This window comes from Methylomonas rosea (genome assembly GCF_024505055.1).
Classification (GTDB): Bacteria; Pseudomonadota; Gammaproteobacteria; order Methylococcales; family Methylomonadaceae; genus Methylomonas; species Methylomonas rosea.
Genome location: NZ_JANIBL010000020.1, coordinates 1 through 15,748 on the forward strand (window position 1 = coordinate 1; position 15,748 = coordinate 15,748).

General features: G+C 54.7%; 11 protein-coding genes. 6 read left to right on the forward strand and 5 right to left on the reverse strand.

Features of this window, described 5'->3' with window-relative positions:
- The 5 genes from NP589_RS08215 to NP589_RS08235 form a co-directional block, all read right to left on the reverse strand.
- A partial coding sequence (locus NP589_RS08215) for an error-prone DNA polymerase (protein WP_256606543.1) occupies positions 1-3,023 on the reverse strand: 3,023 nt, incomplete at its 3' end.
- Positions 3,007-4,497 (reverse strand): Y-family DNA polymerase, encoded by a 1,491-nt coding sequence (locus NP589_RS08220; protein ID WP_256606544.1) that lies wholly within the window; start codon positions 4,495-4,497, stop codon positions 3,007-3,009. The genes NP589_RS08220 and NP589_RS08215, both read right to left, overlap by 17 nt.
- 7 nt (positions 4,498-4,504) lie before the next feature.
- Entirely contained in the window at positions 4,505-5,119 is a 615-nt protein-coding gene (gene imuA / locus NP589_RS08225) for a translesion DNA synthesis-associated protein ImuA (RefSeq protein WP_256606545.1), read from the reverse strand.
- Positions 5,116-5,733: a transcriptional repressor LexA gene (gene lexA / locus NP589_RS08230; protein ID WP_256606546.1), complete on the reverse strand. Its 618-nt coding sequence runs from the start codon at positions 5,731-5,733 to the stop codon at positions 5,116-5,118. Before lexA ends, imuA begins: the two co-directional genes overlap by 4 nt.
- Before the next feature lie 303 nt (positions 5,734-6,036).
- Positions 6,037-6,843, reverse strand: a complete 807-nt coding sequence (locus NP589_RS08235; RefSeq protein WP_256606547.1) for a response regulator — start codon at positions 6,841-6,843, stop codon at positions 6,037-6,039.
- A gap of 153 nt (positions 6,844-6,996) precedes the next feature.
- On the opposite strand from NP589_RS08235, the gene NP589_RS08240 reads away from it, so the two are divergent.
- The 6 genes from NP589_RS08240 to NP589_RS08265 all read left to right on the forward strand — a co-directional run bounded on the left by NP589_RS08240 (position 6,997) and on the right by NP589_RS08265 (position 15,734).
- Entirely contained in the window at positions 6,997-7,560 is a 564-nt protein-coding gene (locus NP589_RS08240) for a DUF447 domain-containing protein (RefSeq protein WP_256606548.1), read from the forward strand.
- Positions 7,557-8,243 carry a (5-formylfuran-3-yl)methyl phosphate synthase gene (locus tag NP589_RS08245; RefSeq protein WP_256606549.1) on the forward strand — a complete coding sequence of 229 codons (687 nt, stop codon included), beginning with the start codon at positions 7,557-7,559 and terminating at the stop codon, positions 8,241-8,243. The genes NP589_RS08240 and NP589_RS08245 overlap by 4 nt, the downstream gene beginning before the upstream one ends.
- A gap of 123 nt (positions 8,244-8,366) precedes the next feature.
- Positions 8,367-11,669, forward strand: a complete 3,303-nt coding sequence (locus tag NP589_RS08250; RefSeq protein ID WP_256606550.1) for a bifunctional diguanylate cyclase/phosphodiesterase — start codon at positions 8,367-8,369, stop codon at positions 11,667-11,669.
- Between the two features lie 56 nt (positions 11,670-11,725).
- Positions 11,726-12,640, forward strand: coding sequence for an AEC family transporter (locus tag NP589_RS08255; protein ID WP_256606551.1), 915 nt, complete (start codon positions 11,726-11,728; stop codon positions 12,638-12,640).
- On the forward strand, positions 12,637-13,857 hold the full coding sequence (locus NP589_RS08260) for a competence/damage-inducible protein A (protein ID WP_256606552.1): 1,221 nt from the start codon (positions 12,637-12,639) through the stop codon (positions 13,855-13,857). The genes NP589_RS08255 and NP589_RS08260 overlap by 4 nt, the downstream gene beginning before the upstream one ends.
- Positions 13,848-15,734 carry an ATP-binding cassette domain-containing protein gene (locus NP589_RS08265; RefSeq protein ID WP_256606553.1) on the forward strand — a complete coding sequence of 629 codons (1,887 nt, stop codon included), beginning with the start codon at positions 13,848-13,850 and terminating at the stop codon, positions 15,732-15,734. The genes NP589_RS08260 and NP589_RS08265 overlap by 10 nt, the downstream gene beginning before the upstream one ends.
- Positions 15,735-15,748 lie beyond the last annotated feature (14 nt).

The following is a 15,748-nucleotide window of genomic DNA, read 5'->3' on the forward strand; positions in this document are numbered from 1 at the left end:
CGGCGCAGGCGTTCGCGCAGCAGGCCCAGCGGATGCTCGCGCAGGCTGAGCCGGATGCTGGCATAGTCCGCCAATACCTCCTGGCCCGGTTTGGGCGTTTTTAACAGCGGTGTGGCTTCGGCAATTTCAGGCGTACCAAATACCGGTGTGAGAGCTTCCACGCCGCCGGCGGCCCAAAAGGCGCGATGCCTGTTGCCGGCCAGACTTTTCAACGCATCGGCCGCTGCCAAGTATTCCAAATCCTGTCTGTCCAAACCGGCGCGAGCCGCTAGATCGGTGACGCTGGTAAATGGTTGCCGGCCTCGGGCTTGGACAATCTTGGTCGCCACCGACTGCGACAAGCCCTTAACTTGATTAAAACCCAAACGTAAGGCCGGCGCGGCGTTTGCGGGAAATTCCAATGAACATTGACTTTGACTGGCTTGCACATCTACCGGCCTTACCTCCACGCCATGGCGGCGAGCATCCTGCAACAGTTGCGATGGGCCGTAAAAGCCCATTGGTTGGCTGTTCAGCAAGGCGCAACAAAACGCTGCCGGATGATGGCGTTTCAACCAGGCCGAGACGTAAGCCAGCAAGGCAAAGCTGGCCGAATGCGACTCCGGAAAACCGTAATCGCCAAAGCCTTTGATTTGCTGAAAAATCCGCTGGGCGAATTCTTGGCTATATCCTCGCGCCCGCATGCCGTCCAGTAATTTGCGTTCGAACGGTTCCAGCCCACCTTTGCGTTTCCAGGCCGCCATGGCTCGGCGCAGTTGATCGGCTTCGTCAGCGCTAAAACCGGCGGCGACCATGGCCAGTTGCATGACTTGTTCTTGAAAAATGGGAATGCCCAGCGTGCGTTCCAACACGGCTTTTACTTCTGGGCTCGGATAATCCACCGGTTCTAAGCCTTTACGTCGAGCTAGATAGGGGTGCACCATCTCGCCTTGAATCGGGCCGGGGCGGACTATGGCGATTTCGATAACCAGATCGTAATAATTTTCCGGCTTCAAGCGCGGCAGCATAGTCATTTGTGCCCGCGATTCGACTTGGAACACGCCGATGCTGTCGGCTTGTTGCAGCATCGCGTACACGGCCGGGTCTTCGGCGGGAATGTCGGCCAGGGTCCAGGTGATGTTGGGTGAGTCGGTTTCTTCGGTAGCTGAGATTACAGTCGAAACAGGCCATTTTTCCTCGGGAGGCTGTTGTAAAAGCTCCCTCTCCTCGCGGGAGAGGGTTGGGGTGAGGGGATTCGAATAAGCTAAAGCATTGATTTTCGAGCCCTCACCCAGCCCTCTCACGTGGGGAGAGGGTTCCGTTTTGACTTTTACGACAGCCTTTGGCGGGCGAAGGGGCTTGGTTTCGTAAGGAAAAACGGGTGGCCGGCAATATTGACCAAGATATACCAGAGCCTTACGAATCGCGCTGAGCATGCCCAGCGCCAGCACGTCGACCTTCAATAAGCCCATCGCTTCCAGATCGTCTTTTTCCCATTGGATTACGGTGCGGTTAGCCATCGTCGCATTTTCCACCGGCACCAATCTTGATAATTCGTCGCGAGCGATCACAAAGCCGCCGACGTGTTGCGACAGATGGCGCGGAAAGCCTTTGATTTGCTGAACCAGCACGGCCAGGCGTTGCACGATGGGGCTGTCCGGGTCGAAGCCGCATTCTTTTAAAGATTCCGGCATTAGCTGATAGCCATCCCAGCGATCCACGCTATCGGCCAGGCGTTCCACCTGAGCCAGATTCAGGCCCAAGGCTTTACCGACATCGCGCACCGCGCTGCGCGTCCGGTAAGTAATCACCGTAGCGGCCAAGGCCGCGCGATGCCGGCCATATTTTTGGTAGATGTATTGAATCACTTGCTCGCGGCGCTCGTGCTCGAAATCCACATCAATGTCCGGCGGCTCGTTGCGCTCGCGGGACAGGAAGCGTTCGAACAACAGATTCATCCGGGCCGGATCGACTTCGGTGATGCCCAAACAAAAACACACCGCCGAATTGGCCGCCGAGCCGCGGCCTTGGCAAAGAATACCTTGTTCGCGGGCGTATCTGACGATGTCATGCACGGTCAGAAAATAAGGCTCGTAAGCCAGGTCGGCGATCAGGCTTAGTTCGTGCTCGATTTGTTGGCGCACTTTTTCCGGCAGGCCGTGCGGCCAGCGGTTTTGGATGCCGGTTTCAGTCAGTTGTCGTAGCCAGGAAGTGGGTGTATGACCAGTCGGCACCAGTTCTTGCGGATACTCGTAGCGCAATTCGTCCAACGAAAACTGGCAACGTTCGGCGATAACCAAGGTTTGTTGCAACCATTCCGGCGGATAAAGTTCGGCCAACCGGGGGCGGGGGCGTAGATGCCGCTCGCCGTTGGCGAATAAGGCATAGCCCAATTGTGCAAGAGGTTGGCCGAGGCGAATTGCGGTGAGCGTATCTTGCAAAGCGCGGCGAGAGCGGTGGTGCATATGCACGTCGTTGCAGGCGACTATCGGGATGTCCAGTTGCCGGGCGGTGGCTTCGGCTTCTCGTAAACAGGTTTCGTCGTGGCCGGATAGAAAAATGCCGATACCTAGCCACAGGTCGTCTGCAAATAACTGCTTCAGCCATTGCCCGTCGTCCACCCTGTGTTGGGTGTTGGCTAACCAGATCGCCAGACAACCTTGTGGAAAGTGTGCGGCTAAATCGGTTCTAGCCAGCCGATAACTGCCCTTTTCGGCTTGACGGCGGGCGAGGGTGATCAACGCGGATAGATTGCCGTAGCTGGTTCTATCGGTGGCCAGCAAAACCAGTTTTAGACCGTCGTCCAACACAAATTCGCTGCCGATGATCAGTTTAATCTGGTGTTTGCGGGCTGCCAGATGTGCGCGTACCACGCCGGCCAGCGAACATTCGTCGGTCAATGCCAAGGCTTGATAACCCAGCCTGGCAGCTTCCTCGACCAGCTCTTCCGGGTGCGAGGCGCCGCGCAGGAAACTAAAGTTGGACAGACAATGCAGTTCGGCAAAGCTGCTGTCCGGTGTGGTGGTTTCAGCCGAATAAGCCATGCAAAAACCACTGCTGTTTGGCGTTTAAGTCGCGATAAACCCATAGCTTGCGGCCGTGCGCATCTTTGCCAATGTAGTAGTCGCGGCGCATAGATTGATCGTCCCACCAGCCCGATTCGATGCGTTCCGCTGCCGATAGTAAGCAAATATCGCCGAGCCGTAACGGGGCGGGATTAGGTAGCAGCCACAACGGCCGTAGCGGTAAACCAGGGTTTGCGTTTAGCAGGCTTGGGGTATTGGTCATCGCGCGCTCCGGGCGATGGTCGGCTTGCGTTCCCGGAAACTTCAAGGCGTGATGTCCCAGTCGGGCTTGTAATTGATCCAAAACAGCTTGCCATTCCGTTTCGCTGTTAGGTTGTTCACTGTCGTCGAACAGGCTGAAGCGCTCCGGCTGAAACGGAATTATGGCTGCGCTGAGTAAGGTAAGGGCCAGCACCGGGGCCGGTAACGGCGAGCGTTCCAGCTTTTCGTACAGCAAGCCGCACCAGTGTTTCGGATCGCGACTGCCGGCGCGAAAATCCAGTGTTAAGCGAGTAGCGGGAAGGTCATAATGGTGCAGTTGCAGGGAGATGCCTAATGTCGTGGCATCGCGGCTTTTTAGAAACGCAGCAAATTCGCCGGCCAGTTGTTCGACAGCCGGAAAGAAATGTTCGATACGTTCCAGCTCGATCGGCATCTCTCTGCTGGCCTGGAAGCTTGGCGGCCTATGGAAGGCCTGCAAAATTTGAGTTTGCTGGCCGGCCAGTCTATCCAGTTGTTGCAATAACACGGCGCCATAGCGCTTGGCCAGGCCGTCGCGCGGCAAGCGCCACAAGTCGGTGAGTTGGCGAATACCCGTGCGGAATAGCCGGTGTAAGATTTTATCGTCCAGCTCCAGAGCGGCGACGGGCAGCGGACCCAATGCCGAACGCAAGGCCTGGCGGTCCGTGACAATAGTTTCCAGGCTTAGTCTTGCTAGTAAGACGCTAGCCGTTGGGGACGGGCTAATGGCGATTAGCGGGTGATGCCTAGCGGTTTGCAATGCCGTTCTTAGCTTATCTTGTAAGCGCTCTATGCCGCCGAATAGGGTCAGACAGGAACGAATTTCCAGCAGCAAGCAGTCCGGTTGATCCAGGCTGACCCAGGGGCTGAAATCCAGCGCAATTTCGGCTAGTTGCTGTAAAGCCTGGCGTTCGGCGAGCGGATCGCGGTTACGAATACTCAAGCCGGGACACAGGGCTAATGCTGCAGCGGGGGCCATGCCCGGTTCGACGCCGGCTTGCCGGGCTGGTTCCGAGACCGCATATAAACGAGTTTGGCCTTTGCTATGCGCCGAACAGGCGACGGCCTGATCTAAATCCAGATGCAGCGCTGCCAAAGCCAAGTCGGGGAAATACGCGCATAGCCAAAGTGGGCTAGTGGCCGCGTTGGGTTTTACGAAGGTATCGACTCGGTCTGTCGGCGTTGGCGATAGCGCCCTGGCAGTTGCAGCCATTGTTTTCTTATAGCGGCAAGATTAATGACGCGCGTTGCAAACTGCCGCGCGCTTTCAAAATGTGTAAAGCCAGGCCGGTCTCCACAGGTTTGATTTCCAAACGCAATGCCGTGTAACCGGCGCCGCTAGGTTGCTTTGGATAGAGCACTGCCAACGCGGAGCCGGCTTCGGCGGCCAGTTGTAAGCGGCGAATTTGATGATCGCTGAGCCGGCGCGGCCAGGCCAAGGTCATACCGCAGCGGCCGCTACGCAGCAGTTTTTCCAGACTCCAGGGGATGTCTGCCTCTTGCCGGCAATCCACTACCAGAACATAAGCTAAATCAATGCCGGCCTGTGCCAAGGCCGGTGCGTAAGCTTGCTGTGGCGGCGCGATCCAGGCTATCCAGCGTTTGGTTTGGGTGATATAGGACATAGCGGGCAGCAACAGACTTAACTCACCAATCCCCAAGCAGGGCGAGAATATCTCCAGTACGCCGCCCAGCGGCCAGCCGCCTCCAGGCAGCAAAGCATCCAGTTCCGCAAAGCCGGAAGGAATGACCGGCCAATTTTGGTGTTCCGAACGTAATCCGCGCCAGACACCGGTTTGCGAGCGCAAAAGTTGGTCTAAGGCGTTTGCACTCATAGCTCGCTGCGAATAACGCCGACCACCACGCCTTCGATCACCAGCGGCTCGCGTTGTAAATTTACTTCGATGATCTGGAAATCCGGATTGGCCGGCTCCAGATAAGCCATATGCGTTTTGCTGTCCAGACGCAATCGTTTTACCGTAGCTTCGTCGTGAATCCGCGCCACGACGATCTGGCCGTTGCGGGCTTCCGGCGTGCGTTGCACGGCTAATAGATCGCCGTCCAGAATGCCGGCATCGCGCATACTCATGCCTTGTACGCGTAACAGATAATCGGCGCGGTTATCGAATAACTCCGGTCCCAGACGGCAATAGCGCTCGATATGTTCTTCGGCCAGAATTGGCTGGCCCGCCGCCACCCGGCCGACCAGCGGTAAGCCTTGGTTGGGATCTGGGGTGGGTTTAAGTAGGCGAATGCCGCGCGATGCGGCCGGCACCAATTCGATTGCGCCCTTACGCGCCAAAGCCTGTAAGTGACCACGGATGCTGTTGGTAGAGCGCACACCAAACGCAGCGGCGATTTCGGCGATAGTCGGTGGAAAGCCGTCCTGCATCAGGCTGCGCTCGATGAAGTTCAGGATATCTTGTTGGCGGTCGGTAAGTGGTTTCATGCTGTTTTTATGGTTACTGCTTTTATGGGCAGTATAGTGCTGCTGATAAGGGTGATGCAAGTACAGAAAATAGAAACTGGCTGATCATGCCATAGGGTTGGCGGTGGATATAGGAAGGATGCGGAATAGGTAAAAGGTGCTCCAGAATTCGCACTATGGACACTTACTAAGGCAGGCCTGCAAGTTCTGGGAGGTTTGGAAAAAAGACAGGCGAGGGCCGTGAATACAGTTCGCAATCGTCAATAGGCAGTTGCCGCTAGACAAGTTTGGAAGGTAAGTCTTAGCAATCGGAGCTGGTTGTTTTCAATCCGGTTCAAGCACCCGAAACAACATTTCCTTCACGGTCTGCGGATCGAAAGGTTTGTCGCAAATGGCCGAGACCCCGGCTTTATGCACATTGCTGAGGCGGGTTTCGTTTTCTTCGCTGGTGACCATCAAGATCGGTACGATGGAATTGCCTAAATCCTGGCGGATGGTTTTGATCAACTGCTGGCCGTCCATCACCGGCATATTGTAATCGGTGACGATCAGGTCGAAGGCGTTTTGGTCTCGAGCGAATACATCAACGCCTTCCTTGCCGTCCTGGGCCTGGGTGATCTTGACGATGCCCATATTGTTCAACACTCGGCTGATGTGCTTGCGGGCCAGCGGGCTGTCGTCAACCACCAAGACCCGCACATTTTCGATGTCGTAATGTTCCAGGCTGATTTCTTGCGGATCGATAAACTCGATAGTCGCCCGTAAGGCGTTTCTTAAATCGTCATGCGCAAACGGCTTAGGCAAAATCGCTACTACGCCGGCCTGGCGAATGGTGTCCAGTACATCGAAGCTGGATTCGCTGGATATCAACATGAAGGGCACATGACTCAAAGCCTCGTCGCCGCGCAGATGTTCGACCAGTTCGGTGGCCATCATATCCGGCAGATACAGGCTGCTGATAATCAGATCAGGGCGATGATTGTGCAAGCTTTCCAGCGCCGCCTTAGCATTGGAAACCCCTTCGATTTTGGCAATCCCTTCGTCGCGTAAATGCTGCATGATGACTTTTAGCTGTGTGGTCGAAGGTTCGATCAGCAAAATCGATAAGTCGGCAATATCTATGGCGTGCATAAGCGTGTGGCCTGGTTAATGGTGATCGAAAATGCATCCTGCATGCGCCGGCTGGAAAAAAAATCCCTAAGGGTAGCCGGCGAGATTAAAATTGCGCGTTGGTTTGCTGGTAAACCGGCAACATTTCACGCTTCAGGATAGACCTAAACAACCATGATTCAAGAAACCCTCGTCACCACCGTCAATCTGCAAGGCGATACGCACATCGCGCCGATGGGGGTGCATGTTGAACAAGATCAATACATTATCCTGCCGTTTCGGCCTTCGACCACGCTGGATAATCTGCTGGCTAACAAAACCGCTGTCATCAATTATTGCGACGATGTGCGGATTTTTGCCGGTTGTCTGACCGGGCGTAGGGACTGGCCCGTATTGCCCGCCCGACAAGTCGCAGGGTATTATTTAGCCGACAGCTTGGCACATACCGAACTGAACCTGGTCCGGATCGAAGACGACGACACCCGGCCCAAACTATTTTGCCGGGCCGTGCACACGGTCAATCATAAGCCGTTTCAAGGCTTTAACCGGGCACAATATTCGGTGCTGGAAGCGGCGATATTAATCAGCCGGCTGGATAGATTGCCCTGGGAGAAAATTCAAGCCGAGCTGGATTATTTACGCATCGGTCTGGATAAAACCGCCGGTGAGCGGGAACGGGAAGCCTGGAATTGGTTAATGACGGCTATCGAGCAACATCGCCGGGGAGTGCAAGCATGACAGCGATGTTGGCAAGCGTGAATAGTTTGGCCGAAGCTTTGTTGGTCGAAGCCGCCGCCGTCGATATTATCGATTTAAAACAACCGGCTCGCGGTGCGTTGGGTGCCTTGGATGTTGCCGTGGTTGCCGAGATTGTCCGCCGCATGCAACCGGGTAGCTGTGTTAGCGCCACTATCGGCGATTTACCGATGCAGCCCGAATTGATCCTGCCGGCCGTGCAAGCCATGGCCGCTACCGGGGTGAATTATGTGAAAATCGGCTTTTTTCCGGGCGGCGATTGGCAAACCTGCATTGCGGGATTACAAACGCTTGCCGAGCAGGGCGTGGCCTTGGTAGCGGTATTATTTGCCGATACCCGGCCGGATTTTTCGATTATCGATGTCTTAGCCAAGGCCGGTTTTCGCGGGGTGATGCTGGATACCGCCGATAAACAACTCGGTTCATTGACCCGGTTGATGACGCTCGACGAATTGCAGATGTTTGTCGATAGAGTCGCCAGTCTGGGCTTGCTAAGTGGTTTGGCCGGTTCCTTGCGCGTCGGCGATGTAGCGGGTTTGGTGCAGTTAAGTCCGGATTATTTGGGATTTCGCGGCGCCTTATGCCGGGAGCATTCCCGCACCGCGCAACTGGATGTCGCGCAAATCGACAAACTTAGACAACATTGGCGGGCTCTGGCGTATTGAATGCTCCTGCTGATGAATTGACAGTACCCATAGCACTATCGACAGAACATAACAATAACACTAGCCGCTAACAGACTTAAGTCTACATAATGTCGGCAGACCGGCAAACAGCAAGGGAACACTGTGGAGCAATATAGCGAACAAAACCAGGTCAGGCCTCTGCTTTGGACGGTGCTACTACTTTTACTTGCGCAGTTGCTTAGCTTGTATTTTCCGCTATCGGAATCCTTACGGCCGTTTTTCAGCCAGTCCTTGGGCGTGCATACCTTGATGGAAGGCTTTTCCATCGTGATTTCCGCATTGGTTTTCGCCGTGGGTTGGAGCGTTTATCAAAAGGAAAACTCCGCCGGATTCATGATGCTGGCCTGCTGTTTCTTAGGCGTGGCGGTCCTCGATTTAATGCATACCCTGTCTTTCAGCGGCATGCCGGCCTTTATCACCGAAAGCGATCCGGAAAAAGCCATCGCTTTTTGGCTAATGGCCCGCGGCTTTGCGGCGCTAGGCTTAGTGATGGGATTGTGGGTGCCGAGTAGGCAAATAACACCGGTATCGCGTTCGTTGATGTTGAGCGGTGTGCTGCTCTATATTGCCCTGAGTTGCTGGCTGGTGTTTTTCCATCAGGACTGGTTACCGCGCACCTTTGATGCAGTTCAGGGCTTAACGTCTTTTAAAAAAGCCTGCGAATATTTATTGGCCGGCGTCTATGCTCTCAGTGCCATCGGCTATTTACTCCAAGCCCGCCGCCAACATTCCTACGATCCGGCTGGATTGGCCGCAGCGGCAGCTATCATGGCCATGAGCGAATTGTTCGTGACCTTTTATGCCAGCGTGACCGATTTATATATTCTGCTCGGCCATGTCTACAAGGTGGTCGCCTATGGCCTGATCTATCGCTCGGTATTTCTCAATAGCATCCAACTGCCTTACCAGAGGCTCTATCAAGCGCACCAGGCGCTGTCGGGCAGCGAAGCCAAGTTTCACGCGATTATCGAAGAGTCGCCGATTGCCTATGCGCTGCATGATAGTCAGGGCAATATCAGTTATTTGAACTCCGCTTTTGTTAAAACCTTTGGTTATACCTTGGCCGATATTCCGACCTTGGCGGAATGGTGGTGGCATGCCCATCCCCAGGCCGAATATCGGCAGCAAGTCATCGCTAATTGGCATGGTTATCAGCGTGTCCCTCACTCTGCGGGCGAGTCCAGTCGAACTGGGGAATTGAAAGTGTGTTGCAAGGATGGCAGGTGCCGGATGGTATTAATCGATATCGTCTTGTTGGGCGATAGCTTGGCAGGCAATCAATTACTGATCTTGCGCGACATTTCCGAGCGCCTGGAGGCGATGCATAAATTAGCCGACTCGGTAAACATGCTGCAAACCGTCATCAACACCATCCCCAGCCGGGTGTTCTGGAAAGACCTTAGTTACCGTTATCTGGGCGCCAATTTAGCCTTCAGTAAGGATGCCGGGCTGGATAGCCCCGCCGAATTGATCGGTAAGTCGGATGAGCAATTGGTTTGGCGAGATTTGGCGCACTTGTATCGAGCGGACGATAAACAGGTCATAGAGAGTAATACGGCAAAATTGAATTACGAAGAAACGCTATTAGGTCCGGCAGGTAAAACCATGCATTTGAGAACCTCAAGGGTGCCCTTACGTAATTTGCAACACCAGACCATTGGCGTCTTGGGCGTGTACGAGGACATTACCGCGCGGAAAAGTGCCGAAGAGGAAATGCAACTGGCCGCCTTGGTGTATTTGAACAGCAGCGAGGCGATGATGGTTACCGATGCCACGGGCACTATCATCACGGTTAATCCGGCATTCACCACGGTAACCGGTTATTCGGCGGACGAAGTGATAGGCCGCGCCTTTGTCGGCGGCAACACGGAGCATCATGATCAGGCTTTCTATAAAACTGTCTTGCGGGTTATCAATACTCATGGGCAGTGGGCCGGCGAAATCAGCGGCCGCCGCAAGAACGGCGAGGATTGCATACAGTGGGTAACCATCAATTCCATTCTGAATGAGAGCGGCGGAGTGCACCGACGGGTGGCCTTGATAGCGGATATTACCGACCGTAAAAAATCCGAAGAATTGATTTGGCGGCAAGCTAATTTCGATCCGTTGACCGGATTGCCGAATCGGAATATGTTTTTAGATAGGCTCAATCAGGAAATCAAAAAGGCTTTTAGGCACGGTCAGCATGTGGCATTGATGTTTCTGGACCTGGACCGTTTCAAGGATGTCAACGACAGCATGGGCCACTTCATGGGCGATGTGTTGTTGAAGGAAGCGGCGCGGCGTATCAGCGGCTGCGTACGGGATTGCGACAGCATCGCCAGGCTAGGCGGCGATGAATTCACCGTGATTTTGGGCGAGTTGGATCAGGTCGATGGTGTGAACCGGATCGCCAGAAATATTTTGCAGCGCTTGGCGGAACCGTTTCGTTTGGGAAACGAGACGGCCTATATTTCCGGGAGTATAGGCATTGCCCTGTATCCGGACGACGCGCTCGACACCGATTCATTATTAAAAAATGCCGATCAGGCGATGTACGCCGCCAAAAATCAGGGCCGCGACCGCTACCATTATTTTACTGCTCTGATGCAGCAGAACGCCCAGTTGCGCATGAGGCTGGCCAATGATTTGCACGGCGCGCTGGCCCGGCAGCAGTTTTTACTGCATTACCAACCGATCATCGAATTTGCCAGCGGCACCATCGCCAAAGCCGAAGCCCTGCTGCGTTGGCAGCATCCGACGCTCGGAATGGTTAGCCCGGCCGAATTTATTCCGGTTGCCGAAGATACCGGGGTTATCGTCGACATTGGCGATTGGGTTTTCGATACCGCCGTGCGTCAGGCCAAGCAGTGGCGGCAACGCTATCATCCGGATTTCCAGATCAGCGTGAATAAATCGCCGGTGCAGTTCCGCAAGCAAGCCATGGAAGCCAATCAATGGATAGTATTGCTGCGGGAACTGGAACTACCAGGCCGGAGCGTGATTGTCGAAATTACCGAAGGCTTGATATTGGACGCCAGCAACAGCACGCGCGAGCAACTGCTGGCGTTTCGGGATGCCGGCATGCAGGTGGCTCTGGACGATTTTGGCACCGGTTATTCGTCCTTGGCCTATTTGAAAAAATTCGACATCGATTACATCAAGATCGACCAAGCTTTTGTCAGGAGTCTGGTGGCCGGCTCCAGCGACATGGCCTTGTGCGAAGCCATTGTAGTGATGGCGCACAAGCTAGGCATTAAAGTCGTCGCGGAAGGGATAGAGACCCAGGAGCAATACGATCTATTAAATCGCATGGGCTGCGATTACGGCCAGGGCTATTTAATTTCCAGACCGGTTCCGGCCGATCAGTTCGAACGACTACTCGATCAGGCCGTAGCCCAAGCGCCGGGCGGCGATCAACTATAACTAGGGCAAATGCTTTAGCCGCGTGTCACCGCCGCCAGCCTGATAAAATGCGCGGCATGAATACAACTTTGATGCAAATGACCGTGCTGATGCTCTGCGGAGCCGGTTGGCGGGTCTTGACGCCCAACCGTTTGTCGGCAGACCAGACCCGGCTGGTGTTAACTAGTGTAGTTTATTACTTTTTTATGCCGGTTATGGTACTGGATGTGCTGTGGCGGGCTGATATTGGTTGGCAATCGCTACAATATTCAGCATTGGGTTCTATCAGTATCTTGCTGTCGATTTTGGCGACTTGGATGCTTGCCAAGTTGTTTAGATTTAAAAATCCGCAAACCGGGGCGGTGATTTTGGCGGCAGCCTTCCCAAATGTCACGTATCTGGGCTTGCCGGTATTGGAGCAGATTTTCGGTGACTGGACCCGGTCTTTGGTCATCCAGATCGATTTGTTTGCCGAAGCGCCGTTGGTATATACCTTAGGCATAATGCTGGCCCGCCATTACGGAGCAACCGGGGAGCCCAAACCAAAATCGGTCTTGGCATTTTTTAATGCGCCGCCATTTTGGGCCGCTTTTGTAGCGGTAGTGTTAAACCTCAATCAATTGCCGATACCGTTCTGGTTGGCCGGCCTACTGCAAAAATGTTCCGGAGCGGTAGCACCGTTGATGATTTTTTCTTTAGGTCTGGCACTTAGTTGGCGGGATATACGTGTGCGTAATTTACCGTTCATCGCTCCCACCGCATTGATTAAGTTATGGCTGATGCCGCTGATTGCATTGTGGCTGGCAAGTTTACTGAATTTGACTGGTCAGCCCAGGACTGCGGCCGTGATGGATCTAGCTATGCCGAGCATGGTGATGGGCATCGTGTTGTGCGACCGTTATAAACTGGACAGCGGTTTATACGCGATGGCCGTGACGGTGACGACGGCCTTGAGTTTAGTAAGTTTACCGCTCTGGTATCGGGTGTTATGAAACAGATCGCCGAAATATTCTCGCAAGGCGAGGAAATCGTTTGCGGGCAGACCGTGGACAGCAATGCCGCCTGGCTATCCCAGCAATTGGTTGAACTAGGTTTTACGCTGAAACGCCATACGGCGGTGGGCGATAATCTGGAAGACTTGATTGCGCTGTTCACGGAAATCGCCGAACGCGCCGATTGCTGTATTTGTACCGGCGGCCTGGGGCCGACCAGCGACGATCTAACCGCCGAGGCAGTGAGTATTGCCAGCGGTCAGCCTTTGGTATTCGATGCGCAGGCCTTTGCCGACATTGAACAGTATTACGCCCGCCGGAATCGAGTGATGCCGGAGGCGAATCGCAAGCAGGCCATGCTGCCGCAGTCTGCGCTACGTATCGACAACGCTTACGGCACTGCGCCAGGTTTTGCTTTGCAATTCAAACGTTGCTGGTTTGTGTTTCTGCCGGGCGTGCCCTCGGAAATGAAGAGTATGTTTACCTCGCTAGTCAGGCCGCAATTGCTGCAAAGTTTTGATCTACAGCCGGAGTGTCTGGTGAGTTTACGCAGCATAGGCATAGGCGAATCGGCTATTCAGCAGTGCTTGGCGGATTTTGATTTGCCGGACGGCGTGCAACTGGGGTTTCGTGCCGCACCCGATGAAGTGCAGACCAAACTGTTATTTTCCAGCGGCTTTCCCGAGCAAGAAAAGCATGGCTGCGTGACAGCCGTTGCCGATAGGATAGGCGATTATGTGTTTGCCATCGACGGACTAAACGAAGCGCAGGGCGATCTGCTGGAGGTCGTGGCCGACGAGATGAGCAAAAAACACTATACCCTGGCCTTGCTGGAAACTGCCAGCCAGGGCCAGTTAGCCGCCAAATGCTTGGGATGCGACTGGCTGAGGCGTGTTGAAGTCAATCTGGATTGGGGGCGCAACACAGGCGCAGACCAAGCGGGTGCCGGCGATTTACAGCCCATCGCTAAAGTCTGGGCCGAACAGCTCAAAGCCCGCGAGCAAACCGATTTTGCCTTGGTGCAGCTTTATAGCGGCAGCGCCGCAGACTATCGGGATAAAGATAAAGCCATTGTCCTTTACAATGCCTTAGCGACACCCGGCGGCGTGGTCTCGACCCAGCTCAATGCGCACGGCCCCCTAAAACACAAACAAAACCAGGCCGCCTTACTGGCCCTGGACTTACTTAGACGTTACCTACAAGACAAATGCCTTTAATCCGCTTAACCAATGTTTCCATCGCCTTTGGCACCCATGCGCTGCTCGATAACGCCGCTTTTCAACTCGACGCCGGCGAACGGGTCGGCCTGCTGGGCCGTAACGGCGAGGGCAAATCGACTTTGATGAAAATCATCGCCGGCGATATTCATGCCGATCACGGCGAAATCTGGAAACAGCCGGAGCTGCGCTTGGCTTGGCTGGAGCAGTCGCCCAATTTGGACGAAAACGAAACCATCTATGAAGCGGTGGCTGGCGGTCTGGGCGAATTGGGTCGGGTAATCGCCCGTTATCACGAATTGTTACACCACATGGACGGCAGCGAGCAATCGCTGCAAGCCTTGGGTGATGTGCAGCACAAGTTGGAAGCCGACAACGGTTGGGAGTTTCAAACCCGCGTCGAAGCGGTGTTGAGCAAATTGCAATTGCCGGCGGACGTGCTGGTCGGCAGTTTGTCCGGCGGCTGGAAGCGGCGGGTGGCCTTGGCAAGAGCGTTGGTGATCGAGCCCGAAGTGCTGTTGCTGGACGAGCCGACCAACCATCTGGATTTCGAAAGCATCGCCTGGCTGGAAGAGCAAATCCTGGCCTTTCAGGGCGCGGTAATGTTTGTCACCCACGACCGGGCGTTCTTACAAAAACTGGCGACGCGCATTATCGATCTGGACCGCGGCCAATTGACGTCCTGGGTCGGCAATTATCAAGATTATCTGGCGCGCAAGGCGGCGGCGCTGGAAGACGAGGCCAATCAAAACGCCGAGTTTGATAAAAAACTGGCCAAGGAAGAAGTCTGGATCAGACAAGGCGTCAAAGCGCGGCGCACGCGTAACGAAGGCCGGGTCAGAGCCTTGAAAAGACTGCGCGACGAACGCTCCGAGCGCCGCAACACCCAAGGCACCGCCAAACTCAGCCTGAACAAAGGCGAGGCATCCGGTAAAAAAGTCGTCGAAGCCATCGACGTCAATTTTCAATATCAGGACAAACCCATCATCAAGGATTTTTCGTTGCGTATCGAACGCGGCGACAAGATCGGCTTGATCGGCAACAACGGTGCCGGCAAGTCCACCTTATTGAAGCTGCTGCTCGGCCAATTGCAGCCCACCACCGGTACTATCGAACTGGGTACCAATCTGCAAATCGCGTACTTCGACCAATTGCGCGAGCAACTCGATCCGGAAATCTCGGTGGCCGACAGCGTGTTGGACGGCGGCGAGTTTGTCGACACCCCAGATGGCAAGCGGCATGTGATGTCCTATCTGGCCGACTTTCTATTCGCTCCGGCCCGGGCTCGTTCGCCGGTGAAAAGCCTGTCCGGCGGCGAGAAAAATCGCCTGCTATTGGCGCGCCTGTTTACCAAGACCGCCAACCTGATCGTGATGGATGAACCCACCAACGATCTGGATTTGGAAACCCTGGAGATTCTGGAAGAAAAACTGGTCGAGTATCAGGGCACCTTACTGCTGGTCAGCCATGACCGGGAGTTTTTGGATAACGTCGTCACCAGCGTACTGGTGTTTGAAGGCGAGGGGCGGGTGGAGGAATACATCGGCGGTTATGCCGACTGGTTTGCGTTGATGGAGCAGAACAAAAAAGCCGAAGCGGTAAAAGTTGCCGAACAAGCGGTTAAAAAAGAAAAACCCAAAACCGGTCCGGCCAAGAAACTGAGCTTTAAGGAACAGCGGGAACTAGAGCAACTGCCGGCGCTGATTGAGCAACTGGAAACCCTGCAAGTCCAGCTGACGGCGGAAATGAACGAGGCCAATTTTTATAAACAAAGCCCTGATGCCGTAGCCGCCAAGCTGGCGCAATTGCAGGCTGCCGAGGCCGATCTGAGCCAGGCTTATCAGCGTTGGGATGAGTTGGAAGCCATGCAAGGCTAAGAGTTTCCGGCAGA

Excerpts from the sequence above, each read along its gene's own strand:
- NP589_RS08220 (WP_256606544.1), bottom strand. The coding sequence starts at position 4,497 with ATGGCTGCAACTGCCAGGGCGCTATCGCCAACGCCGACAGACCGAGTC.
- imuA (WP_256606545.1), bottom strand. The coding sequence starts at position 5,119 with ATGAGTGCAAACGCCTTAGACCAACTTTTGCGCTCGCAAACCGGTGTC.
- lexA (WP_256606546.1), bottom strand. The coding sequence starts at position 5,733 with ATGAAACCACTTACCGACCGCCAACAAGATATCCTGAACTTCATCGAG.
- NP589_RS08235 (WP_256606547.1), bottom strand. The coding sequence starts at position 6,843 with ATGCACGCCATAGATATTGCCGACTTATCGATTTTGCTGATCGAACCT.
- NP589_RS08240 (WP_256606548.1), top strand. The coding sequence starts at position 6,997 with ATGATTCAAGAAACCCTCGTCACCACCGTCAATCTGCAAGGCGATACG.
- NP589_RS08245 (WP_256606549.1), top strand. The coding sequence starts at position 7,557 with ATGACAGCGATGTTGGCAAGCGTGAATAGTTTGGCCGAAGCTTTGTTG.
- NP589_RS08255 (WP_256606551.1), top strand. The coding sequence starts at position 11,726 with ATGAATACAACTTTGATGCAAATGACCGTGCTGATGCTCTGCGGAGCC.
- NP589_RS08260 (WP_256606552.1), top strand. The coding sequence starts at position 12,637 with ATGAAACAGATCGCCGAAATATTCTCGCAAGGCGAGGAAATCGTTTGC.
- NP589_RS08265 (WP_256606553.1), top strand. The coding sequence starts at position 13,848 with ATGCCTTTAATCCGCTTAACCAATGTTTCCATCGCCTTTGGCACCCAT.